Source organism: Streptococcus sp. SN-1 (genome assembly GCF_041154385.1).
Classification (GTDB): domain Bacteria; phylum Bacillota; class Bacilli; order Lactobacillales; family Streptococcaceae; genus Streptococcus; species Streptococcus mitis_CT.
Window position 1 is genome coordinate 265732 of record NZ_AP028929.1, and the last position, 24117, is coordinate 289848.

The following is a 24117-nucleotide window of genomic DNA, read 5'->3' on the forward strand; positions in this document are numbered from 1 at the left end:
CTGCCTTTTCATTTTGAGGACAGCAAAAAGACTGCACGATTGATGCAGCCTTTTCTTTTTATTTGAGATAGCGTTGAAGGAACTCTTTTGTACGGTCTTCTTTGGGATTGGTGAAGAGGTCTTCTGGTTTTCCTTCTTCAGCAATGACACCCTTATCCATAAAGATAACACGGTGAGAGACATCACGAGCGAATTCCATCTCGTGAGTCACGACAATCATAGTCAAGCCTTCTTGGGCCAGTTCCTGCATGATTTTGAGGACTTCTCCAACCATTTCTGGATCGAGAGCTGATGTTGGTTCATCAAAGAGAATAGCGTCAGGATTCATAGAGAGGGCACGAGCGATGGCCACACGTTGTTTTTGACCGCCTGAGAGTTGTTTTGGCTTGGCTTGCCAGTAGCGTTCCCCCATGCCGACCTTTTCAAGGTTTTCTTTGGCAATCTTTTCAGCTTCTGTACGTTCACGTTTAAGGACTGTTGTCTGAGCGACGATTGTGTTTTCAAGAACGTTGAGATTTTCAAAGAGGTTAAAGGATTGGAAAACCATTCCCAACTTTTCACGGTATTGCGTGAGGTCATAGCCTTTTTCGAGGACGTTTTGTCCATGATAAAGGATTTGTCCATCAGTTGGCGTTTCAAGTAGGTTAATGGAGCGGAGGAAGGTCGATTTTCCGCTTCCAGAGCTTCCGATGATAGAGATAACTTCTCCCTTGTGGACAGTGAGAGAAATGTCTTTTAGCACTTCGTTTTGTCCATAGGATTTTTTGAGGTGTTTAATTTCAAGGATTGCTTGTGTCATTATTTCAAATCCTCCGTTTGCATTTGATTAGCACCTGTAGTATAGGTATCCATATCCATTCGGCGTTCGATGAAGCGTAGGATACGTGTTACGGTAAAAGTGAGGACAAAGTAAATCACGGCGATGATTGTAAATGTCTGGAAGTATTGATAGGTTTGAGTTGCCACGGTATTTCCTGAGAAATAAAGTTCAACAACAGAGATAACGTTCAATACAGATGTATCTTTGATATTGATGACAAATTCATTACCAGTTGCTGGTAGGATGTTACGGACTACTTGAGGTAGGACAATCTTACGCATGGTTTGGTTATGAGTCATACCAAGAGCAGTCGCAGCTTCAAATTGTCCCTTGTCAACTGCTAGGATACCACCACGGACGATTTCGGTCATGTAGGCACCAGTGTTGATTGAAACGATGAAGATAGCAGCCAGTGTACGGTCAAGGTTGATACCGAAAGCTTGGGCAGTTCCATAGTAGATAACCATCGATTGAACAATCATTGGTGTACCACGGAAAATTTCAATATAGACATTGAGGATCCAGCCGACTAGTTTTTGTAGGCCGTAGATAGCTTTATTTTCAGAGAGGGGAGCAGTACGGAAAACACCAATGGCAAGTCCAATAATGAGACCTGTGATGGTTCCGACTATAGAGATTAAAAGAGTGATACCAGCACCACGCAAGAGTTGTTGCCAGTTTTCAGAAAGAATTTTAGTGACTTGGCTAAAGAAACTACTGCTAGTCTCTTCAGTTGTTGTAGCTTCGGCAGGTTGTTCCTTGATCATACGATCCATCAAGGCAACTTGGTCGTCTTTTGAAATGGTTTCAATGCTGGCATTGATTTGGCTAATACGATTGTCATCTTTACGAAGTCCGATGGCGATAGCTGTATCTTCTTCCCCAGTTTTGAAACCTGGTTCTACTTGGACCATCTTAAACTTAGAGTTCGCAGCTTCAGCAGTCAGTGCTTCTGGGCGTTCAGAAACATAAGCATCGATGACACCAGCTTCAAGAGCTTGGCGCATTTGAGCGAAGTCTCCCATGGCAGTTTCTTTTTTAGCGCCTGGGATTTGTGCAATCAAGTCATAAAGGTAGACACCTTGTTGAGAAGTGATTTTTGCACCGTTAAAGTCATCCAAAGATTTAGCATTTGCGTAGGCAGAATCTTTTTTGACTAGTAGGACAGGTTCGCTAGTGTAGTAGCTGCTTGAAAAGGCAATTTCTTGTTTGCGTTCGGCAGTAGGACTCATACCTGCGATAATCATGTCAATCTTACCAGAAGTAAGGGCAGGGACTAGACCTTCCCACTTGGTTTTAACAACCAAAGGTTCTTTACCTAAGTCCTTAGCGATTTTCTTGGCGATTTGAACATCGTATCCGTTAGCATACTGGTTAGTTCCATCGATTTTGACAGCTCCATTGCTATCATCGTCCTGAGTCCAGTTAAAGGGAGCATATGCTGCTTCCATCCCGATGCGTAAATATTCATCGGCTTGGGCAACATTGACAAGTCCTAGCATCAGCAAGAGACTTGTGAAAATAGATAAGTATATTTTTCTCATGATTTCTCCTATTTCTAATCTATTAAAAAATAACTGTCTCCTATTTTATCGAAAAAAACTCTATTTTTCAATATAGGTAAGCCCTTACTTGATAAAAAATGATATAATGATAGCAAAGATAAAAAGGGGGCTTAGTTGATGAAAAAAACTTTTTTCTTACTGGTCTTAGGCTTGTTTTGCCTTCTGCCACTCTCTGTTTTTGCCATTGATTTCAAGATAAACTCTTATCAAGGTGATTTGTATATTCATGCAGACAATACGGCAGAATTTAGACAGAAGATAGTTTACCAGTTTGAGGAGGACTTTAAGGGCCAAATTGTGGGACTTGGACGTGCTGGCAAGATGCCTAGCGGATTTGACATTGATCCTCATCCAAAGGTTCAGGCTGCGAAAAATGGTGCTGAACTAGCAGACGTTACTAGCGAAGTGATAGAAGGAGCAGATGGTTATACTGTTAAAGTTTATAATCCAGGTCAAGAAGGCGACACAGTTGAAGTTGACCTTGTCTGGAACTTAAAGAATTTGCTTTTTCTATATGATGACATTGCTGAATTAAATTGGCAACCTTTAACAGATAGTTCAGGGGCTATTGGAAAGTTTGAATTTCATGTAAGGGGAGATAAGGGAGCTGAAAAACTCTTTTTCCACACAGGAAAACTTTTTAGAGAGGGAACGGTTGAAAAGAGTAATCTTGATTATACTATCCGTTTAGACAATCTTCCAGCTAAGCGTGGGGTTGAATTGCATGCCTACTGGCCTCGGACCGATTTTGCTAGCGCTAGGGATCAGGGCTTGAAAGGGAATCGTTTAGAAGAGTTTAATAAGATAGAAGACTCGATTGTTAGAGAAAAAGATCAGAGTAAACAACTCCTTACTTGGGTGTTTCCTTCCATACTTTCCATCTCTTTGTTATTGAGTGTCTGCTTCTATTTTATTTATAGAAGGAAGACCACTCCTTCGGTCAAATATGCCAAAAATCATCGTATCTATGAACCACCAATGGAATTAGAGCCTATGGTTTTATCAGAGGCTGTATACTCTACCTCCTTGGAGGAAGTGAGTCCCTTGGTCAAGGGAGCTGGAAAATTCACCTTTGACCAACTTATTCAAGCTACCTTGCTAGATGTGATAGACCGTGGGAATGTCTCTATCATTTCAGAAGGAGATGCAGTTGGCTTGAGGCTAGTAAAAGAAGATGGTTTGTCCAGTTTTGAGAAAGACTGCCTAAATCTAGCTTTTTCAGGCAAAAAAGAAGAAACTCTTTCCAATTTGTTTGCGGATTACAAGGTATCTGATAGTCTTTATCGTAGAGCAAAAGTCTCTGATGAAAAACGGATTCAAGCAAAGGGGCGTCAGCTCAAATCTTCTTTTGAAGAAGTATTGAACCAGATGCAAGAAGGAGTGAGAAATCGAGTTTCCTTCTGGGAACTTCCAGATTATTATCGTCCTTTAACCGGTGGGGAAAAGGCCTTGCAAGTAGGTATGGGTGTCTTGACTATCTTGTCCCTATTTATCGGATTTGGTTTGTTCTTGTACAGTTTGGATGTTTATGGCTATCTTTACATCCCCTTGCCAATACTTGGTTTTCTAGGTTTGGTTTTGGCTGTTTTCTATTATTGGAAGCTTCGACTAGATAATCGTGATGGTGTCCTAAATGAAGCAGGAGCAGAAGTATACTACCTCTGGACCAGTTTTGAAAATATGTTGCGGGAGATTGCGCGATTGGATCAGGCAGAGTTGGAAAGTATTGTGGTCTGGAATCGCCTCTTGGTCTATGCGACCTTATTTGGCTATGCGGACAAGGTCAGCCATTTGATGAAGGTTCATCAGATTCAAGTGGAAAATCCAGATATCAATCTATATGTAGCTTATGGCTGGCACAGTATGTTTTATCATTCAAGCGCGCAAATGAGCCATTATGCCAGTGTCGCAAATACAGCAAGTACCTACTCCGTATCTTCTGGAAGTGGAAGCTCTGGCGGTGGCTTCTCTGGAGGCGGAGGTGGCGGCAGTATCGGCGCCTTTTAAAGAGAGCTATCACTGGCTGAAAAAATATGCTATAATGGAAGATAGAAAAAGGAGTAATCTATGTATCTTATTGAAATTTTAAAATCTATCTTCTTCGGTATTGTTGAAGGAATTACGGAATGGTTGCCGATTTCCAGTACAGGTCACTTGATTTTAGCAGAGGAGTTTATCCAATACCAAAATCAGAATGAAGCCTTTATGTCTATGTTTAATGTTGTGATTCAGCTTGGTGCTATTTTAGCAGTCATGGTCATTTACTTTAATAAGCTCAATCCTTTTAAATCGACAAAGGACAAGCAGGAAGTTCGTAAGACTTGGAGACTGTGGTTGAAGGTCTTGGTTGCCACTTTACCTTTGCTTGCCGTCTTTAAATTTGATGATTGGTTTGATACCCACTTCCATAACATGGTTTCAGTTGCTCTCATGTTGATTATTTATGGGATTGCCTTTATCTATTTGGAAAAGCGCAATAAAGCTCGTGCTATTGAACCAAGTGTAACAGAGTTGGACAAGCTTCCTTATACGACAGCCTTCTATATCGGTCTTTTCCAAGTTCTTGCCCTTTTACCAGGAACTAGCCGTTCTGGAGCAACGATTGTCGGTGGTTTGTTAAATGGAACCAGTCGTTCTGTTGTGACAGAATTTACCTTCTATCTTGGAATTCCAGTTATGTTTGGAGCTAGTGCATTAAAGATTTTCAAATTTATAAAAGCAGGACAACTCTTGAACTTTGGGCAATTGTTCTTGCTCTTGGTTGCGATGGGAGTCGCTTTTGCGGTCAGCATGGTGGCTATTCGTTTCTTGACCAGTTATGTGAAAAAACACGACTTTACCCTTTTCGGTAAATACCGTATCGTGCTTGGTAGTATCTTGCTACTTTACAGTTTTGTCCGTTTATTTGTATAAGAAAAACCTTGAAGGGGCAGCTCTTCAAGGTTTTATACTCTTCGAAAATCAAATTCAAACCGCGTCAGCTTCGCCTTGCCGTACTCAAGTACAGCCTGCGGCTAGCTTCCTAGTTTGCTCTTTGATTTTTCATTGAGTATTAAAATCCAGTCACGGTAATCCCCAACAGGCGGACACCTCTTTCTTTTTCGCTTAACTCTTCATAGAGTTGCAGGGCTATTTGACTTATCTGACTAGCATCCTGTGTTTTTTGAACAATACTTTTTCGTTTAGTAAGAGTTGAAAAGTCTTCGTAGCGGATTTTCAAAATGACAATTTTTCCAGCTTTTTCTTGCTGATTGAGATTGAGAGCGACTCTTTCTGATAGAAGAGTCAGCTCTTTTTTGATATCTTCCTCGGCACGGAGAATCTTCCCGTAGGTTTTCTCCTTCCCGATTGATTTACGGATGCGATTGGATTTGACGGGGGAATTGTGAATACCACGAGCCTTTCGATACAGGTCATAGCCCAGTCTGCCAAAGCGGTCTATTAGGGTCACTTCAGGAACTTCAAGTAAATCAGCGCCAGTAAAAACACCCATTTGATGCAGACGTTCTACTGTCTTTTTTCCTACTCCATGAAACTTGGAAATATCCATTTGTTTGAGAAAATCCTCAGCCTGGTCAGGTAGAATCACTGTCAAACCATGAGGTTTTTGATAATCGCTAGCCATTTTAGCTAAGAATTTGTTATAAGAAACGCCAGCAGAAGCAGTTAGATGGAGTTCTTGCCAGATATCCTCTTGAATGAGGCGAGCGATTTTGACCGCTGACTTGATACCGAGTTTATTTTCTGTTACATCCAAATAGGCTTCGTCAATACTCATAGGTTCAATCAAATCTGTATAGCGCTTAAAAATAGCTCGAATCTGGAGTCCCACAGCTTTGTATTTCTCATAATTTCCTGAGATGAAGACGGCCTGGGGACAACGCTCATAGGCTTCCTTAGAGCTCATGGCTGAATGGACACCAAAAGCTCGCGCCTCATAGCTACAGGTAGAAACGACTCCCCGCCCACCTGTTTGCCGAGGGTCGTTTCCGATAATGACAGGTTTTCCTCTGAGCTTAGGATTATCCCTGATTTCCACGGCAGCAAAAAAGGCATCCATGTCAATATGGATGATTTTTCTTGACAAATCATTTAACAAAGGAAAAATCAACATGCCTAGCACCTTTTTATTGCTTATTTTCTTTTATTATACCCTTTTTTCTGAAAAAAAGAAAAAATGCTTTATTTTTTTCAAAAATATAATACAGTTTAGGGCGAAATATAGACTGTTTTAGAAAAGAAAGTGTAAAAATAGGCCTTTTCCACTTGTTGAAATCGGTTACTGTGTGGTATACTTGTCTCATGAATGTAACAGATGACTGTTACTAGAAAGAAAAAAGAGGACATTAACATGGTTGTTAAGACAGTTGTTGAAGCACAAGATATTTTTGATAAAGCTTGGGAAGGCTTCAAAGGCGTAGATTGGAAAGAAAAAGCAAGTGTATCACGCTTCGTACAAGCTAACTACACACCTTACGATGGAGACGAAAGCTTCCTTGCAGGACCAACAGAACGTTCACTTCACATCAAAAAAATTGTAGAAGAAACTAAGGCTCACTACGAAGAAACTCGTTTCCCAATGGACACTCGTCCAACATCTATCGCTGATATCCCAGCAGGATTTATCGATAAAGAAAACGAAGTTATCTTCGGTATCCAAAACGATGAGCTCTTCAAATTGAACTTCATGCCAAAAGGTGGTATCCGTATGGCTGAAACTACTTTGAAAGAAAATGGATACGAACCAGATCCAGCTGTTCACGAAATCTTCACTAAATATGTGACAACAGTTAACGACGGTATCTTCCGTGCTTATACTTCAAACATCCGTCGCGCTCGTCACGCTCACACTGTAACTGGTCTTCCAGATGCATACTCACGCGGACGTATCATCGGTGTTTACGCACGTCTTGCTCTTTACGGTGCAGACTACTTGATGCAAGAAAAAGTAAACGACTGGAACGCAATTGAAGAAATCGATGAAGAAACAATCCGTCTTCGTGAAGAAATCAACCTTCAATACCAAGCATTGCAACAAGTTGTTCGCTTGGGTGACCTTTATGGGGTTGATGTTCGCAAACCAGCGATGAACGTTAAAGAAGCGATCCAATGGGTTAACATCGCTTTCATGGCTGTCTGCCGTGTTATCAACGGTGCTGCTACATCTCTAGGACGTGTGCCAATCGTATTGGATATCTTTGCAGAACGTGACCTTGCTCGTGGTACATTTACTGAATCAGAAATCCAAGAATTCGTTGATGATTTCGTTATGAAACTTCGTACAGTTAAATTTGCTCGTACAAAAGCTTACGACCAATTGTACTCAGGTGACCCAACTTTCATCACAACTTCTATGGCTGGTATGGGTAACGACGGTCGTCACCGTGTTACTAAGATGGACTACCGTTTCTTGAACACTCTTGACAACATCGGTAACTCACCAGAACCAAACTTGACAGTTCTTTGGACTGACAAATTGCCATACAACTTCCGTCGCTACTGTATGCACATGAGCCACAAACACTCTTCTATCCAATACGAAGGTGTAACAACAATGGCTAAAGACGGATATGGTGAAATGAGCTGTATCTCATGCTGTGTGTCTCCACTTGACCCAGAAAATGAAGAACAACGTCACAACATCCAGTACTTCGGTGCTCGTGTAAACGTATTGAAAGCCCTTCTTACTGGTTTGAACGGTGGTTACGACGATGTTCACAAAGACTACAAAGTATTTGACATCGAACCAATCCGTGACGAAGTTCTTGAATTCGAATCAGTTAAAGCTAACTTTGAAAAATCTCTTGACTGGTTGACTGATACTTACGTAGATGCTTTGAACATCATCCATTACATGACTGATAAGTACAACTACGAAGCTGTTCAAATGGCCTTCTTGCCAACTAAACAACGTGCCAACATGGGATTCGGTATCTGTGGATTTGCCAACACTGTTGACACATTGTCAGCTATCAAATACGCTACAGTTAAACCAATCCGTGACGAAAATGGCTACATCTACGATTACGAAACAATCGGTGAATACCCACGTTGGGGTGAAGATGACCCACGTTCAAACGAATTGGCAGAATGGTTGATCGAAGCTTACACAACTCGTCTACGTAGCCACAAACTTTACAAAGACGCTGAAGCTACAGTATCACTTTTGACAATCACATCTAACGTTGCTTACTCTAAACAAACTGGTAACTCACCAGTCCACAAAGGTGTATACCTCAACGAAGATGGTTCTGTGAACTTGTCTAAACTTGAATTCTTCTCACCAGGTGCTAACCCATCTAACAAAGCTAAAGGTGGATGGTTGCAAAACTTGAACTCACTTTCTAGCCTTGACTTTAGTTATGCAGCTGATGGTATCTCATTGACTACTCAGGTTTCTCCACGTGCTCTTGGTAAGACTCGTGACGAACAAGTTGATAACTTGGTAACAATCCTTGATGGTTACTTCGAAAACGGTGGACAACACGTTAACTTGAACGTTATGGACTTGAACGATGTTTACGAAAAGATCATGTCAGGCGAAGACGTTATCGTACGTATCTCTGGATACTGTGTAAACACTAAATACCTCACTCCAGAACAAAAAACTGAATTGACGCAACGTGTCTTCCACGAAGTTCTTTCAATGGATGATGCCTTGGATGCATTGAGCTAATCTAGTTCTTGAATAATAAAAAGGAACCCTCGGTCAGTCGACTGAGGGTTGTTTTTGGGCTCTTAAATTCCTTAAGTCAGGTACTGAAATGTCTGACCGGGATTCAAAGATACTTGTTGAGTTGCGGGAGGTATTTGATACTTAATGAAAATCAAAGAGCAAACTAGGAAGCTAGCCACAGGTTGCTCAAAACACTGTTTTGAGGTTGTAGATAAGACTGACAAAGTCAGTCACATATATACGGCAAGGCGAAGCTGACGTGGTTTGAATTTTATTTTCGAAAAACACCACACTTGTAAGACACAAGGTGTGGTTATATTTTATCTCTTAGACCAAGTTCTCTTCATAAAGAGAAGTAGGATTGGATAAATCTCCAAGCGCCCTGCAATCATTGCAAAGGAGAGGAGAATTTTTGAGATAGGGCTAAAGATTGAGAAACTAGATGTCGTTCCTAGAATAGGTCCGATATTATTGAAACAACTAAAGACAGCGCTGGTAACGACCAGGAAATCATTGCTATCTAGGCTGACGATAAAGATAAGCGCTAGCAAAATCATAGAATAGATGACAAAGTACTTGAGAATCTTATGCTGGGTATCTTTGTCAATCACGGTTTTATTAACATGGAGGGTCAAAACACGGTGGGGTGATAGGATTGACAAAATCTGGTTTTTAGCAATTTTTGAAAGGATGAGGCCTCGAATAACCTTGAGTCCACCTGCGGTTGATCCAGCAGAACCACCGATTCCCATGAGGAAGAGAAGGATAAACTGGGAGAAGAGGGGCCAGTTGGTAATATCTCCGTAACCAAAACCAGTCGTCGTAATGATGTTGGAAACCTGGAAGAAGGCCATTTCAAAGCTCTTAGAAAATCCTGGGTAGAGATAGAGGGTATTGAGGCTGATCAAGCCTGTAGAAACCAGTACGATGACCAAGTAAGCCCTGAGTTCTTCATCTCCAAAGAAGGCTTTGACCCGACGGAGCATGAGGTAGTAGTAGAGGTTGAAATTTACCCCAAAAACCAGAACTCCGATACTAACCAGATAGGTAATCAGTGAGCTGCCATAGTGGGCAATCCCGTCGTTATAGACGGTAAAGCCTCCTGTACCTGCTGTTCCCATGGCAATGACAAAACTATCAAATAGGGGCATACCGGCTAGGTAATAGATGATGACAAAGAGGGAAAAGAGAGCTAGGTAAAGGAGATAGAGAATCTGGGCAGTGTTTTTTAGTTTGGATACAACCTTACCAAAAACAGGGCCAGGAACCTCAGCCTTCATCACCTCTAGGTGGCTATTTTTGGCGTTATCCATGATAGCAAGTGCAAAAACAAGCACCCCCATCCCTCCAATCAAGTGGGTAAAACTTCGCCAGAAGAGGAGGGAACGGCTGAGAACCGAAACGTCGTTCAGAATAGTTGCCCCAGTAGTTGTAAAGCCAGAACTAATCTCAAAAAAGGCATCGATAACGCTGAGAATTTGTCCAGCAAAGACAAAGGGGAGACCACCAAAGAAAGACCAAAGGATCCAACAGAGAGCAACAATCAAGATTCCCTCCTTGGCGTAAATTCGTTGATTTTTTGGCTTTTGTAAAATTCCTGAACCACCTAGTAATACGAGAAGCCCAATCGTTGTAAAGAGGGCTGTAAAGACTTGGCTCGATTCGTGGTAATAGACAGCTACAGCTACAGGAACCAAGAGGAGAACAGCTTCAATCAAAAGTAACTTTGAAAGGAGGTAACGAATCATACTTTTATTCATTTCTTACCTCGCGATCAAGTCATAAATCTTGGTGATGTTTGGCAACAAGGTCGTTACTAGGAGCTTGTCTCCGACTTCAAGCATATCCTCCCCTGTAGGGAAAATAGTCTTGCCCTTTCGAATGATGGCTGCAATAAGAACCCCTTTTTTCAATTTCAGTTGAGAAAGTGGTTTAGCAGTCATTTTATTAGCTTCCTTGATATGGAATTGCAGGGTTTCGATTTGGCCATTGGCTAGATGGTGCATGGCTTGAAGGTCTGAATACTGGGCATTAACCCGACCACGAATAAAGTGCATAATCGTATCTACAGCGATGCTTTTAGGTGTGATGATACTTGAAAAATCAGGCGCATTGATAATCTCGAGGAGACTGGTACGATTGACCTTGGTGATGTTTTTCTGTACACCTACCCTGTCAAGGAACATAGAAGTAATCAGATTTTCTTCATCGACTCCTGTTAGGGTCGCAACGGCATCATAGTTTTGAGCACTTTCTTCCAGTAGGATGTCTTTTGCGGTCCCATCTCCTTGAACGATGTAGAGATTTGGGAATTTCTCGCTAAAGAAGCTGGCGATCTCAGGATTGATTTCAATAACCTTGGTATCGATTCGACTATCTTTGAGGATACCTAGAAGATAATAAGCGATTCTTCCAGCCCCGATGATGAGAAGGCTCTTCACAGCACGTGATTTGAAATAATTATGGAAGAGCATCATATCAACACGGTTACCAGTGACAAAGATTCTATCTTTATCCTGTATGGTCATGTCACCACTTGGGATGATAATTTGATGATCTCTTTCTATCGCACATACAATGACATTGCCAAATTTTTTCCGAAAATCAGAAATGGGCATTTGGCAAAGACCACTTGAGGATTTAACAGTGAATTCCATCAAGCTGACCCGTCCACCAAAGAAACGTTCGACAGATAGGGCGTTGGGGAAGTCAATGATATTAGCAATAGCGCGGGCAGCCAAGAGTTCAGGATTAACGATAAGAGAAAAACCGAGAATATTCTTTTCCTTGAAATAAGAGTTAGAATATTCAGGGTTCCGCACCCGAACGATGGTCTCTTTAGCTCCCATTTTTTTGGCTAGAACGGCTGCAATCATGTTCACTTCATCGTATTCAGTCAGAGCGATAAAGATATCACAATCCTGGACACTGGCTTGCTCAAGGATGGTAAAATCGGCCCCGTTACCAAGGATACCCATGATATCAAAGCGATTAACAATATGATTGAGAACAGCTTCGTCTTGCTCAATCAGCAAAACATCATGCTTTTCTGCAACCAAGGAGCGACAGAGGGCAAAACCAACTTTTCCCCCTCCGACAAGGATAATTTTCATATTAAAACCTACTTTTTCATGATGTAACTATCATACCTTTTTTCAAGAAAAAATGCACCTACTAGCTAATAGCAAGAGCTTTTAGTAGGAATTTTGCTATAAGGTAAAACTATACCCTAATCAATTGAAATAGCTATTAGCACCTTTCTCTGAAATATGGTATGATAAAGGATATACAAGGAGATAAAATGAATAATAATTTACTGGTATTACAATCAGACTTTGGTCTGGTTGATGGTGCGGTATCGGCTATGATTGGAGTGGCTTTAGAAGAGTCTCCAACCTTAAAAATTCATCATTTGACGCACGATATCACGCCTTATAATATTTTTGAGGGGAGCTATCGTCTCTTTCAGACGGTGGATTACTGGCCTGAGGGAACGACATTTGTATCGGTGGTCGATCCAGGTGTTGGCTCGAAACGTAAGAGTGTAGTTGCCAAGACTGCAAAAAATCAATACATTGTCACACCAGATAATGGGACGCTTTCTTTTATCAAGAAACACGTTGGTATTGTAGCCATTCGTGAAATTTCTGAAGTGGCCAATAGACGCCAAAATACAGAGCATTCTTATACCTTCCACGGTCGTGATGTCTATGCCTATACTGGTGCTAAACTGGCCAGTGGTCATATTAGTTTTGAGGAAGTGGGGCCAGAGCTCAGTGTAGATCAGATTGTGGAGCTTCCAGTCGTAGAGACCATCATTGAAGATCATCTGGTGAAGGGAGCTATTGATATTCTGGATGTGCGTTTTGGTTCGCTTTGGACCTCTATCACGCGAGAAGAATTTTACAAGTTGGAACCAGAGTTTGGTGACCGTTTTGAAGTGACCATCTATCATGCAGATATGCTGGTCTATCAAAATCAGGTTGTCTATGGCAAATCATTTGCAGATGTGAGAATTGGGCAACCCATCCTCTACATCAACTCCCTCTATCGTTTAGGTCTGGCTATCAACCAAGGTTCCTTTGCCAAGGCCTATAATGTGGGTGTCGGTTCATCTTGGACCATTGAAATAAAGAAAATAGAAGGATAAAATAGGAGAATAAATAGTATGGAAATCAAATTTACAATTAAACAAGTTGTTGCTGTCGGAATTGGCGCTGCCCTCTTTGTCGTCATCGGGATGATCAACATTCCGACCCCTGTTCCAAATACAAGCATCCAGCTTCAGTATGCGGTACAAGCGCTACTTTCTATTATTTTTGGACCGATTATCGGTTTGCTTGTCGGGTTGATTGGTCATGCAATCAAGGACTCTCTTGCTGGTTACGGTTTGTGGTGGACTTGGATTATCGCTAGTGGGCTCTTTGGTCTAGCTGTGGGGCTATTTAGAAAGTACGTTCGCGTAATCAATGGTGTCTTTGACTGGAAAGATATTCTTATTTTTAACCTCATTCAACTACTTGCAAATGCCCTTGTTTGGGGTGTCTTAGCACCACTTGGAGATGTTGTGATTTATCAAGAAGCTGCAGAAAAAGTATTTGCCCAAGGGATTGTTGCGGGAATTGCTAATGGTGTATCTGTAGCTATTGCAGGAACTCTTCTCTTGCTTGCCTATGCAGGAACTCAAACTCGTGCAGGAAGTTTGAAAAAGGATTAAAATGATGGGGAAGGCTGGGCAACCAGTCTTTTTGCTGTTTATAGGCTAGTCGGGTAAGCAATTTAGGATAGGAATTTTTTGGCGCTAAGATTTTAAGAGAAGAGACTGCAAGAAGGGTTCGATTTATGATAAAATAGAAGTCTAATACTCTGCGAAAATCTAATTCAAACCGCGTCAGCTCTATCTGCAACCTCAAAACAGTGTTTTGAGCAACCTACGGCTAGCTTCCTGGTTTGCTCTTTGATTTTCATTGAGTAGAAGAAGCGAATGAAGAGAGTAAGATGAAAGAAGCTATAATTGAGTGGAAGGATTTCTCTTTCCGGTATGAAACACAACAAGAACCGACCTTGCAAGGGGTAGACTTGACTATTTACAAGGGAGAGAAAGTCTTAATTGTTGGGCCATCTGGGTCAGGCAAGTCTACCTTGGGTCAGTGTTTGAATGGAATTATTCCCAATATTTACAAGGGGCAGATGTCTGGAGAATTTTTGATCAAGGGGCAAGCAGCCTTTGATATGAGTATCTATGATAAATCTCATCTAGTCAGTACAGTTTTGCAGGATACAGATGGGCAGTTTATCGGCTTGTCCGTAGCAGAGGATTTGGCTTTTGCTCTGGAAAATGATGTGACAGCTCTAGATGAGATGAAAAATCGTGTTCATAAATGGGCTGAAAAGCTGGACCTTATTTCTTTACTGAATCAGCGTCCTCAGGATTTGTCTGGTGGACAAAAGCAGCGAGTTAGTCTAGCTGGTGTCTTGATTGATGAGAGTCCGATTCTCTTGTTTGATGAGCCGCTCGCCAATCTGGATCCCAAGTCAGGTCAGGATATTATCGAATTGATTGACCAGATTCATAAGGAAGAGGGGACGACGACTTTTATTATCGAGCACCGTTTAGAGGACGTTCTGCATCGCCCTGTGGATCGGATTGTCTTGATAAACGATGGCCGTATCCTCTTTAATGGGAGTCCTGATCAGTTATTGGCGACTGATTTGTTGACCCAAAATGGGATTCGCGAACCCCTTTATCTAACTACTTTACGTCAATTGGGTGTGGATTTAGTCAAGGAAGAACAGTTAGCAAATCTGGATAACATGTCTATCTCAAAAGGTCAGGTTCAGTTGCAGACTGAATTGGTAAAAGAGACACCAGATTTGCAGTCACTTTTTAGACTAGATGATGTGTCTTTTTCTTATGATGATAGACCGATTTTAAAATCCCTACATTTAGATATTAAAAAGGGTGAAAAAATTGCCATTGTCGGAAAAAATGGAGCAGGGAAATCAACCCTAGCCAAGTCCTTAAGTAGCTTTATCCAGACGGAAGGCCGCTATCTTTGGGAAGGACAGGATATCAAAGGAGATTCTGTTGCAGAGCGGGCGGAACGAGTAGGCTATGTGCTGCAAAATCCCAATCAAATGATTTCAACCAATATGATTTTTGATGAGGTGGCTCTAGGACTTCGTTTGCGAGGTGTAGACGAGCAGGAAATTGAAACGAGAGTCTATGAAACTTTGAAAATCTGTGGTCTCTATGAATTCCGTAATTGGCCTATTTCTGCCCTGTCATTTGGGCAGAAAAAACGTGTGACTATTGCATCGATTTTGGTTTTAGGGGCTGAAATTATCCTCTTAGATGAACCGACAGCAGGTCAAGACCAGAAGAACTATACTGAGATTATGGAATTTCTTGAAGAACTGCATCAAAAAGGGCATACCATTGTCATGATTACCCATGATATGCAATTGATGCTGGATTATTCAGATCGGGCCCTTGTCATGGTGGATGGGGAATTGATTGCTGATACTGATCCAGCTAGTCTGTTGAGCAATCCTGAGCTGTTAGTAAAAGCCAACCTAAAAGAAACTTCAATCTTTAACTTGGCCAAGAAACTAGACGTGGATCCACTTGCTTTAACGGCATTTTACAAAGAAAGGAGAGAAGGATGCAAGCTAAATTAATCGGTTACCAGCATAGAGATACTGTGATTCATCGCTTGTCAGGTGCTGGGAAACTCCTCTTTTTCATTCTCGTGTCATTGGCGGCCATGATTAGCTATGATACCAGATTGCTTGTTCTGATCGCCATCTTTTCGGTCTTTCTCCTCTATTTGTCAGAAATCCGCTTTAAAGATGTTTCCTTTGTAGCTGTTTTTGCGACGGTATTTGCCGTTTTAAACGTCTTGATGGTCTATCTCTTTTCTCCTGAGTATGGGGTTGGACTTTACGGAGAGAGAAGTGTGATTTGGCAGGGAATCGGTGCCTACACTCTGACCAGTCAAGAGCTCTTTTATCTGCTAAATTTGGCCATTAAGTACCTTTGTACTATTCCTCTGGCTATTATCTTTTTGATGACAACTCATCCTAGTCAGTTTGCTTCTAGTTTAAATCAAATTGGTGTGCCTTACAAGATTGCCTATTCTGTAAGCCTGACCTTGCGCTATATTCCAGATTTGCAGGAAGAATTCTTTACTATCAAGATGTCTCAGGAGGCGCGTGGGATGGAATTATCCAAGAAAGCTTCTCTTATGCAACGAATCAAAGGCAATCTGCGCATTATTACTCCCTTGATTTTCAGTTCGCTAGAACGCATTGATACCATCGCGACCGCCATGGAGCTTCGACGCTTTGGGAAAGAGAAGAAACGCACTTGGTATAGTTATCAGGCCTTGAAAAAAGGAGACTATATTACCTTGCTCTTGGCAACCTTGTTTTTAGTAACCAGTTTACTACTTATCTTGCAGAATCAGGGACGATTTTACAACCCTTGGAAATAGCTTGAAAAAATTGAAAAAATCAAGTCGTTTCTATTGACAATGATTCTGAAAGTGTTATACTAAGAAAGTAGTTTCGCTGATTTACTTCAAACCTGTTGTGAGGTAAGTTAACGATGCCTTAACCACGCTGTTTGCTGAGCTTGACTCCGGGCAGTGTGGCTATTTTTTTGCAATGGTGAAAGGAAGCAAGTCATGACAAATCACATTGTATTATTTGAACCTCAAATTCCACAAAATACAGGCAATATCGCGCGTACTTGCGCTGCGACCAATTCTCCCCTCCACATCATAAAGCCTATGGGATTTCCTATCGATGACCGCAAGATGAAGCGAGCTGGGTTGGATTATTGGGATAAACTAGAGATTTATTTTTACGAGAGTTTAGAGGATTTCATGTCTCAGATGGAGGGAAAACTCTATCTGATTTCAAAATTCGCGGAAAAAGTCTATTCTGAGGTGGATTTATCGACTAACGAAGACCATTATTTTCTATTTGGACGTGAAGACAAGGGCTTGCCTGAGGACTTTATGCGAGAACATCCTGAGAAGGCTCTCCGTATTCCTATGAATGATGAACATGTCCGCAGTCTCAATGTGTCTAATACCGTCTGCATGATTGTCTACGAAGCCCTCCGCCAGCAGAACTTTGCAGGTCTTGAGCTCGTTCATACCTATGAAGCAGATAAATTGAAATAAAAAATGAAAATGAAAATAAACAAAATGCTTGCGCTTGCAAGCGTTTTTTGTTATGATAAAAGAGTCTTCAGGGCAGGGTGTGATTCCCGACCGGCGGTAAATTTGACTAGCTATTTTAGCTTTCTCGTCGTTGTCTGGTCTCGATATACTTTAAGTATTATCTTCGACTGCGACGCCTAGATAAATCTAAAATATCTTAGCCAAATAAGTCCGCGAGCGCAAGCTGATGTGGTGAGATTCCACAACCGACAGTATAGTCTGGATGGGAGAAGACGAAAGAATAGCTTTGTCTGTTCTGATAGATTTATAGCTGAACTGTAACCGCTTGCTTGAATTTCCTTAATAGAGTGAGAGGGAACTTTTGGGATATAAAAAGTGAGAATAGATAGAGGAATCCTTTCTAACTTCTTCTGATTTTATAGAAAATTGGAGGAACCTGTTATGACAAACACACGTCGACTTTCGACCATTGCGATTTTATCAGCCATCTCATTTGTGCTGATGTACTTTGACTTTCCGCTTTTGCCAGCGGCGTCCTTCCTCAAGATCGAATTTAGTATCTTGCCAGTCCTTGTGGGTTTGGTGGTCATGGATTTGCCTGCTGCTCTAGGAATTCTCTTGCTTCGCTCACTCTTGAAATTGCTTCTTAATAGTCAAGGTGTGAATACTTACATTGGTTTGCCGATGAATATCGTAGCTTTAGGAGTTTTTGTCATCGTATTTGCTTTGATTTGGAAAAAGGAACGGACAACTCTTCGTTTCCTACTAGGCTCTCTAGCTGGGACTATTGGTTTAACCGTGGCTATGTTGGTTCTCAACTATGTTTATGCTGTTCCTTTGTACGCTAAGTTTGCTAACTTTGATATTGGAAAAATTTTGGGACTTTCCAACTACCTAATGACCATGGTATTACCTTTTAACTTGATTGAGGGTGTAATCTTTTCCGTTTCATTCTGGTTGTTGTATATTCTCTTGAAACCAACCTTAAAACATTATGAGAGATAAACAAACATTTTTAATGAAGGGCAGTTTTGCCCTTTTACTTTTCGTTATTCTTGGCTACATGGTCAAATTTTACCCTGAAACGCTGGTCGGTTTTGACCAACCGATACAGACTGCCGTTCGAGGAGACTTGCCAGATTACTTGACTATTCTTTTTAGGGCCATCACACGCTTGATTGATATTCCAGTGATTATCACTTGGGTTGTCATTACAGCTTTTGTCTTTTATCGTAAGCGGTGGAAGGTAGAAAGTTTCTTCATGCTGGGAAATCTGGCTTTGGCAGGTCTTTTAATCGTGACCTTTAAAAATATCTACCAGCGCCCACGACCAGCTATTTTACACTTGGTTGAGGAGAAGGGATTTTCCTTTCCAAGTGGCCATTCTCTGGCTGTAACCTTGATGGTCGGTTCTCTGATTATCATTCTCAGTCAACGGATGAAAAATCCAGTCTGGAGAAAAATCGTACAAATCGTCCTTGGTCTCTACCTAGTCAGTGTGCTGGTATCAAGGGTCTATCTGGGAGTTCACTATCCATCAGATGTCCTTGCCAGTCTCTGTGTGGGCTTGGGAGTCCTGTTTATCGAGTTTCCCTTCTATGACAAGCTCCGATTCCAATGGCGATTTAAAGGCAAGCAGAAGTGAGTATCAAATTCCTTTGAGGAGAAAGAAATGAAAGTCAATATAGCAGATCTTCATCCGACTCAACTATACTTATCAGAAAAGAAGTTGCAAGATATTCAGATGCTTTACCAGTCGGCAGAAACAATCCAAGTCGATCCAATCAGTATTCTTGCCTTTGGAAATTGCTTGTTGATTACAGATGGACATCACAGGGCTTATCAGGCTTTATTGGCAGGTCGGGATACGATTTCTGCTGAGTGGGATAGAGATGGTGGTGATGAACTATATCATCTCTATGCGCAATCTTGTGAGGAAAGAATGATTTACTCTGTTCTGGATTTAAAAAATCATATCTTAGCTCAAGATGAGTATGAAGCAAAATGGTATAACTGGTGTGATGGTTTTAATCAAGCAGCAACTATTTTGTGGAAAAGGAAAGCAGATGAAACGGATTTTACAAATAGATAATGCACTGCGTCTTGTTCCTTATTATAAGGTCAATCATTGTGAAGAAGCTTTTGCTTGGTATCAGGATGTGAACTTAGTTCACCTCGTAGATGGTGTGAAGAAACCTTATAGTCAAGAAACTTTGGAAGCTATGTATTCCCATTTGGATCAGCATGGTGAACTTTTTTGGATTGAAGTCAAGGAGAAGGGAGAATGGTTTCCAATTGGGGATGTTACACTATCTCAGGATAATCTCCCCATTGTGATTGGGAATTCCGCTTACCAACATCGAGGACTTGGAAAAAAGATTCTAAGTGCTTTGATTGAATTGGCTCGAGTAAAAGGATGGAAAGAATTGAGAGTCAAGGAAATCTACACCTACAATCATGCTTCTAGGAGGTGTTTCAAGTCGCTTGGATTTGTGGAAAATGGAGCAACAGAAAAAGGAATGAGTTTTGTATTGAAATTAATCTAATCTAACTTGTTTTTTAACTCAAAATCTGATAAACTATGTAGTAATTGAATAGAAATCTGCAAGACTAGTAACTCAAGGGAAGTATATCAGGGAGGAGAGCCGTGACTGCAAGCTCTCTATATGAAAGCTGGGTGAATTCACTTGTGCATGGATTTAGAAATGAAGGTCTGACTTGTCAGATAAAAACGGATGGTACCGCGTGTCAACGCTCCGAGTGGAGTTTTTGGCATGTGGTTTTCTTTTTATCTACGAGAGACTGATGGAGGAATTATGTCAACTATTGAAGAACAATTAAAAGCGCTTCGTGAAGAAACGCTGGCTAGCTTGAAGCAGATTACTGCTGAAAATAAAAAAGAGATGCAAGATTTGCGTGTTTCTGTCCTTGGGAAAAAGGGTTCACTTACTGAAATCCTCAAAGGGATGAAAGATGTCTCTGCTGAGATGCGTCCGATTATCGGGAAACACGTCAATGAAGCTCGTGATGTCTTGACAGCAGCCTTTGAAGAAACAGCTAAACTATTGGAAGAAAAGAAAGTCGCAGCTCAACTGGCTAGCGAGAGTATCGATGTGACACTTCCAGGTCGCCCTGTTGCGACGGGTCACCGCCACGTTTTGACACAAACCAGTGAAGAAATCGAAGATATTTTCATTGGTATGGGTTACCAAGTCGTGGATGGTTTTGAAGTGGAGCAAGACTACTATAACTTTGAACGTATGAACCTTCCGAAAGATCATCCAGCCCGCGATATGCAGGACACATTCTATATCACTGAAGAAATCTTGCTCCGTACTCATACATCTCCTGTGCAGGCGCGTGCTATGGATGCTCATGATTTCTCTAAAGGCCCTTTGAAAATGATCTCACCAGGGCGTGTCTTCCGTCGTGACACAGACGATGCGACCCACAGTCACCAATTCCACCAAATCGAAGGTTTGGTTGTTGGGAAGAACATTTCTATGGCAGACCTTCAAGGAACCCTTCAGTTGATTGTGCAAAAAATGTTTGGCGAAGAGCGTCAAATTCGTTTGCGCCCCTCTTACTTCCCATTCACAGAACCATCTGTTGAGGTGGATGTTTCGTGCTTCAAATGTGGTGGTGAAGGATGTAACGTATGTAAGAAAACTGGTTGGATTGAAATCATGGGTGCTGGTATGGTTCACCCACGTGTTCTCGAAATGAGTGGAATTGATGCAACGGTCTACTCTGGATTTGCCTTTGGTCTTGGACAAGAGCGTGTAGCTATGCTCCGTTACGGAATCAACGATATCCGTGGATTCTACCAAGGAGATGTCCGCTTCTCAGAACAGTTTAAATAATGATTAAAAAAGTAGAACTGGCAGATGTTGGGGTGTTGGCCAAAATTGCCAAACAAACCTTTCGTGAAACATTTGCTCATGATAATACAGAAGAGCAGTTACAGGAATACTTTGAAGAGGCTTATAGTCTGAGAGTTTTGTCAACTGAGTTGGAAAAGCCAGAATCCGAAACCTATTTCATTATGCATGAAGAGGAGATAGCTGGTTTTCTCAAAGTCAACTGGGGAAGTGCTCAGACTGAGAGAGAATTAGAGGATGCTTTTGAAATTCAACGCCTCTATGTGCTACAAAAATTCCAAGGATTTGGACTAGGTAAGCAACTGTTTGAATTCGCTCTTGAACTTGCTACCAAAAATAGTTTTTCTTGGGCTTGGCTAGGTGTTTGGGAGCATAATACAAAAGCTCAAGCGTTTTATAATCGATATGGTTTTGAAAAATTTAGCCAACATCATTTTATGGTTGGTCAAAAAGTAGATACAGATTGGTTACTGAGAAAGAAATTAAGGTAAGAAGATGATTCTTCTATTGAAATGATAGGAAAGGAAAAGAACCAGAGTGGCAACTGTCATTCTGGAGAACTAAATTATGCTTGTATCTTATAAATGGTTAAAAGAATTGGTGGACATTGCTGTGCCATCACAAGAGTTGGCTGAAAAAATGTCAACTACAGGGATCGAGGTAGAAGGTGTCGAATCACCTGCTGCTGGTCTCTCAAAAATTGTCGTCGGTGAGGTCTTGTCTTGCGAAGATGTGCCAGAAACTCACCTTCATGTTTGTCAGGTTAACGTTGGCGAAGAAGAAGCCCGTCAAATCGTTTGTGGTGCCCCAAATGTGCGTGCTGGTATCAAGGTTATGGTGGCTATTCCAGGAGCTCGCATCGCTGACAATTACAAGATCAAAAAAGGAAAAATCCGTGGTTTAGAGTCACTTGGAATGATCTGTTCGCTTGGTGAATTGGGAATTTCTGACTCAGTTGTGCCTAAGGAATTCGCAGATGGCATCCAAATCTTGCCAGAAAATGCCGTTCCTGGGGATGAAGTCTTCTCATATCTAGACTTGGATGATGAAATCATCGAACTTTCAATTACACCTAACCGTGCGGACGCTCTTTCTATGCGTGGGGTGGCTCACGAAGTGGCAGCCATCTATGATAAGGCAGTCAACTTTAAAGAATTTACTCTTTCAGAAACTGACCAAGCTGCAGCAGATGCTCTTTCTGTGGGCATTGAGACAGACAAGGCGCCTTACTATGCCGCTCGTATCTTGGACAATGTGACTATCGCACCAAGTCCACAATGGTTGCAAAACCTTCTCATGAACGAAGGAATCCGTCCAATCAACAACGTAGTGGACGTGACAAACTACATCCTGCTCTACTTTGGTCAACCAATGCACGCCTTTGACTTGGATACCTTTGAAGGGACTGACATCCGTGTGCGTGAAGCGCGTGCTGGTGAAAAATTGGTGACCTTGGATGGCGAAGAACGTGACTTGGACGTGAATGACTTAGTTATCACTGTCGCAGACAAGCCAGTAGCCCTTGCAGGTGTCATGGGCGGTCAAGCAACAGAAATCTCTGAGAAATCTAGTCGTGTCGTCCTTGAAGCTGCAGTCTTCAACGGAAAATCAATCCGCAAGACTAGCGGACGTCTCAATCTTCGTTCTGAGTCATCTTCTCGCTTTGAAAAAGGTATCAATGTGGCAACTGTTAACGAAGCCCTTGATGCGGCAGCTAGCATGATTGCAGAACTTGCAGGTGCGACGGTGCGTAAAGGTATCGTTTCAGCGGGTGAACTTGATACCTCTGATGTGGAAGTTTCTTCAACTCTTGCTGATGTTAACCGTGTCCTCGGAACTGATCTTTCTTATGCTGATGTAGAAGACGTCTTCCGTCGTCTTGGCTTTGGCCTTTCTGGAAATGCAGACGGCTTTACAGTCAGCGTACCACGTCGTCGTTGGGATATCACAATCGAGGCAGACCTCTTTGAAGAAATCGCTCGTATCTATGGTTATGACCGCTTGCCAACCAGCCTTCCAAAAGATGATGGTACAGCTGGTGAATTGACAGCCACACAAAAACTCCGCCGTCAAGTTCGTACGATTGCTGAAGGAGCAGGTTTGACAGAAATCATCACCTATGCTCTAACAACTCCTGAAAAAGCAGTTGAGTTTACGGCTCAACCAAGTAACCTTACTGAACTTATGTGGCCAATGACAGTGGACCGTTCAGTCCTCCGTCAAAATATGATTTCAGGTATCCTAGATACAGTTGCTTACAACGTGGCTCGTAAGAACAAAAACTTGGCCCTTTACGAGATTGGAAAAGTCTTTGAACAAACAGGTAATCCAAAAGAAGAACTTCCAAATGAGATCAACAGCTTTGCCTTTGCCTTGACAGGCTTGGTTGCTGAAAAAGATTTCCAAACAGCAGCAGTTCCAGTTGATTTCTTCTATGCTAAAGGAATCCTTGAAGCCCTCTTTGCTCGTTTGGGACTCCAAGTAACTTATACAGCAACATCTGAAATTGCTAGCCTTCATCCAGGTCGTACAGCTATGATTTCACTCGGTGACCAAGTTCTTGGTTTCCTTGGTCAAGTACACCCAGTCACTGCTAAGGCTTACGATATTCCAGAAACGTATGTAGCTGAGCTCAACCTTTCAGCCATCGAAACTGCGCTTCAACCAGCTACTCCATTTGTAGAAATTACTAAATTCCCAGCAGTCAGCCGTGACGTTGCCCTTCTCCTCAAGGCAGAAGTGACTCATCAAGAAGTTGTAGATGCTATTCAAGCTGCCGGCGTGAAACGTTTGACAGATATCAAACTCTTTGACGTCTTCTCAGGCGAAAAATTGGGACTTGGTATGAAGTCGATGGCTTATAGCTTGACCTTCCAAAATCCAGAAGATAGCTTGACGGACGAAGAAGTAGCACGCTACATGGAAAAAATCCAAGCATCGCTTGAAGAAAAAGTCAATGCAGAAGTGCGTTAAGTTATTAGAG

General features: G+C 41.7%; 20 protein-coding genes and 1 riboswitch. Of the genes, 15 read left to right on the forward strand and 5 right to left on the reverse strand.

Annotation, left to right across the window (positions count from 1 at the left end):
* Positions 1-58: 58 nt before the first annotated feature.
* Positions 59-799, reverse strand: coding sequence for an amino acid ABC transporter ATP-binding protein (locus tag ACAM22_RS01245; protein WP_033680755.1), 741 nt, complete (start codon positions 797-799; stop codon positions 59-61).
* Positions 799-2364 carry an ABC transporter substrate-binding protein/permease gene (locus ACAM22_RS01250; protein ID WP_101785466.1) on the reverse strand — a complete coding sequence of 522 codons (1566 nt, stop codon included), beginning with the start codon at positions 2362-2364 and terminating at the stop codon, positions 799-801. The genes ACAM22_RS01245 and ACAM22_RS01250 overlap by 1 nt, the downstream gene beginning before the upstream one ends.
* 138 nt (positions 2365-2502) lie before the next feature.
* Here ACAM22_RS01250 and ACAM22_RS01255 point away from each other — a divergent pair, with 138 nt between their 5' ends.
* On the forward strand, positions 2503-4392 hold the full coding sequence (locus ACAM22_RS01255) for a DUF2207 domain-containing protein (RefSeq protein WP_261068651.1): 1890 nt from the start codon (positions 2503-2505) through the stop codon (positions 4390-4392).
* Between the two features lie 60 nt (positions 4393-4452).
* Positions 4453-5298 carry an undecaprenyl-diphosphate phosphatase gene (locus ACAM22_RS01260; protein WP_261068650.1) on the forward strand — a complete coding sequence of 282 codons (846 nt, stop codon included), beginning with the start codon at positions 4453-4455 and terminating at the stop codon, positions 5296-5298.
* A gap of 139 nt (positions 5299-5437) precedes the next feature.
* Here ACAM22_RS01260 and dinB read toward each other — a convergent pair whose 3' ends face one another.
* Positions 5438-6499 (reverse strand): DNA polymerase IV, encoded by a 1062-nt coding sequence (dinB, locus tag ACAM22_RS01265; RefSeq protein WP_369606829.1) that lies wholly within the window; start codon positions 6497-6499, stop codon positions 5438-5440.
* 237 nt (positions 6500-6736) lie between these two features.
* On the opposite strand from dinB, the gene pflB reads away from it, so the two are divergent.
* On the forward strand, positions 6737-9061 hold the full coding sequence (gene pflB / locus ACAM22_RS01270; RefSeq protein WP_000260628.1) for a formate C-acetyltransferase: 2325 nt from the start codon (positions 6737-6739) through the stop codon (positions 9059-9061).
* 320 nt (positions 9062-9381) lie between these two features.
* On the opposite strand, the gene ACAM22_RS01275 is transcribed toward pflB, so the two are convergent.
* Both ACAM22_RS01275 and trkA read right to left on the reverse strand, forming a co-directional pair.
* On the reverse strand, positions 9382-10821 hold the full coding sequence (locus ACAM22_RS01275; protein WP_369606830.1) for a TrkH family potassium uptake protein: 1440 nt from the start codon (positions 10819-10821) through the stop codon (positions 9382-9384).
* A gap of 3 nt (positions 10822-10824) precedes the next feature.
* Positions 10825-12174 carry a Trk system potassium transporter TrkA gene (gene trkA / locus ACAM22_RS01280; protein WP_261063898.1) on the reverse strand — a complete coding sequence of 450 codons (1350 nt, stop codon included), beginning with the start codon at positions 12172-12174 and terminating at the stop codon, positions 10825-10827.
* Positions 12175-12362: 188 nt separating this feature from the next.
* On the opposite strand from trkA, the gene ACAM22_RS01285 reads away from it, so the two are divergent.
* From ACAM22_RS01285 to pheT, 12 genes are all read left to right on the forward strand, one after another.
* Complete coding sequence (locus ACAM22_RS01285) at positions 12363-13211, forward strand: S-adenosyl-l-methionine hydroxide adenosyltransferase family protein (RefSeq protein ID WP_261014657.1); 849 nt, start codon at positions 12363-12365, stop codon at positions 13209-13211.
* Positions 13212-13229: 18 nt separating this feature from the next.
* On the forward strand, positions 13230-13778 hold the full coding sequence (locus tag ACAM22_RS01290; RefSeq protein WP_000403160.1) for an ECF-type riboflavin transporter substrate-binding protein: 549 nt from the start codon (positions 13230-13232) through the stop codon (positions 13776-13778).
* 281 nt (positions 13779-14059) lie between these two features.
* Positions 14060-15742, forward strand: coding sequence for an ABC transporter ATP-binding protein (locus tag ACAM22_RS01295; protein ID WP_261053509.1), 1683 nt, complete (start codon positions 14060-14062; stop codon positions 15740-15742).
* Positions 15727-16557, forward strand: a complete 831-nt coding sequence (locus tag ACAM22_RS01300) for an energy-coupling factor transporter transmembrane protein EcfT (protein WP_261027081.1) — start codon at positions 15727-15729, stop codon at positions 16555-16557. Before ACAM22_RS01295 ends, ACAM22_RS01300 begins: the two co-directional genes overlap by 16 nt.
* A gap of 192 nt (positions 16558-16749) precedes the next feature.
* Positions 16750-17253 carry a tRNA (cytidine(34)-2'-O)-methyltransferase gene (locus ACAM22_RS01305; protein WP_203175544.1) on the forward strand — a complete coding sequence of 168 codons (504 nt, stop codon included), beginning with the start codon at positions 16750-16752 and terminating at the stop codon, positions 17251-17253.
* A 59-nt stretch (positions 17254-17312) separates the two neighbouring features.
* Positions 17313-17531: riboswitch (FMN riboswitch) on the forward strand.
* 163 nt (positions 17532-17694) lie between these two features.
* Positions 17695-18258, forward strand: coding sequence for an ECF transporter S component (locus ACAM22_RS01310; RefSeq protein ID WP_000185822.1), 564 nt, complete (start codon positions 17695-17697; stop codon positions 18256-18258).
* Positions 18248-18898 (forward strand): phosphatase PAP2 family protein, encoded by a 651-nt coding sequence (locus ACAM22_RS01315; protein WP_024056908.1) that lies wholly within the window; start codon positions 18248-18250, stop codon positions 18896-18898. The genes ACAM22_RS01310 and ACAM22_RS01315 overlap by 11 nt, the downstream gene beginning before the upstream one ends.
* 27 nt (positions 18899-18925) lie before the next feature.
* Positions 18926-19345 carry a chromosome partitioning protein ParB gene (locus ACAM22_RS01320; protein WP_369606831.1) on the forward strand — a complete coding sequence of 140 codons (420 nt, stop codon included), beginning with the start codon at positions 18926-18928 and terminating at the stop codon, positions 19343-19345.
* Between the two features lie 4 nt (positions 19346-19349).
* Positions 19350-19799: a GNAT family N-acetyltransferase gene (locus tag ACAM22_RS01325; RefSeq protein WP_025171450.1), complete on the forward strand. Its 450-nt coding sequence runs from the start codon at positions 19350-19352 to the stop codon at positions 19797-19799.
* A 270-nt stretch (positions 19800-20069) separates the two neighbouring features.
* The gene (gene pheS, locus ACAM22_RS01330; RefSeq protein WP_031237702.1) at positions 20070-21116 is read left to right on the forward strand and encodes a phenylalanine--tRNA ligase subunit alpha; all 1047 of its coding nucleotides are present in this window, start codon (positions 20070-20072) and stop codon (positions 21114-21116) included.
* Positions 21116-21625, forward strand: coding sequence for a GNAT family N-acetyltransferase (locus ACAM22_RS01335; protein WP_033681280.1), 510 nt, complete (start codon positions 21116-21118; stop codon positions 21623-21625). Before pheS ends, ACAM22_RS01335 begins: the two co-directional genes overlap by 1 nt.
* Before the next feature lie 76 nt (positions 21626-21701).
* The gene (gene pheT, locus ACAM22_RS01340) at positions 21702-24107 is read left to right on the forward strand and encodes a phenylalanine--tRNA ligase subunit beta (RefSeq protein WP_369606832.1); all 2406 of its coding nucleotides are present in this window, start codon (positions 21702-21704) and stop codon (positions 24105-24107) included.
* Positions 24108-24117 lie beyond the last annotated feature (10 nt).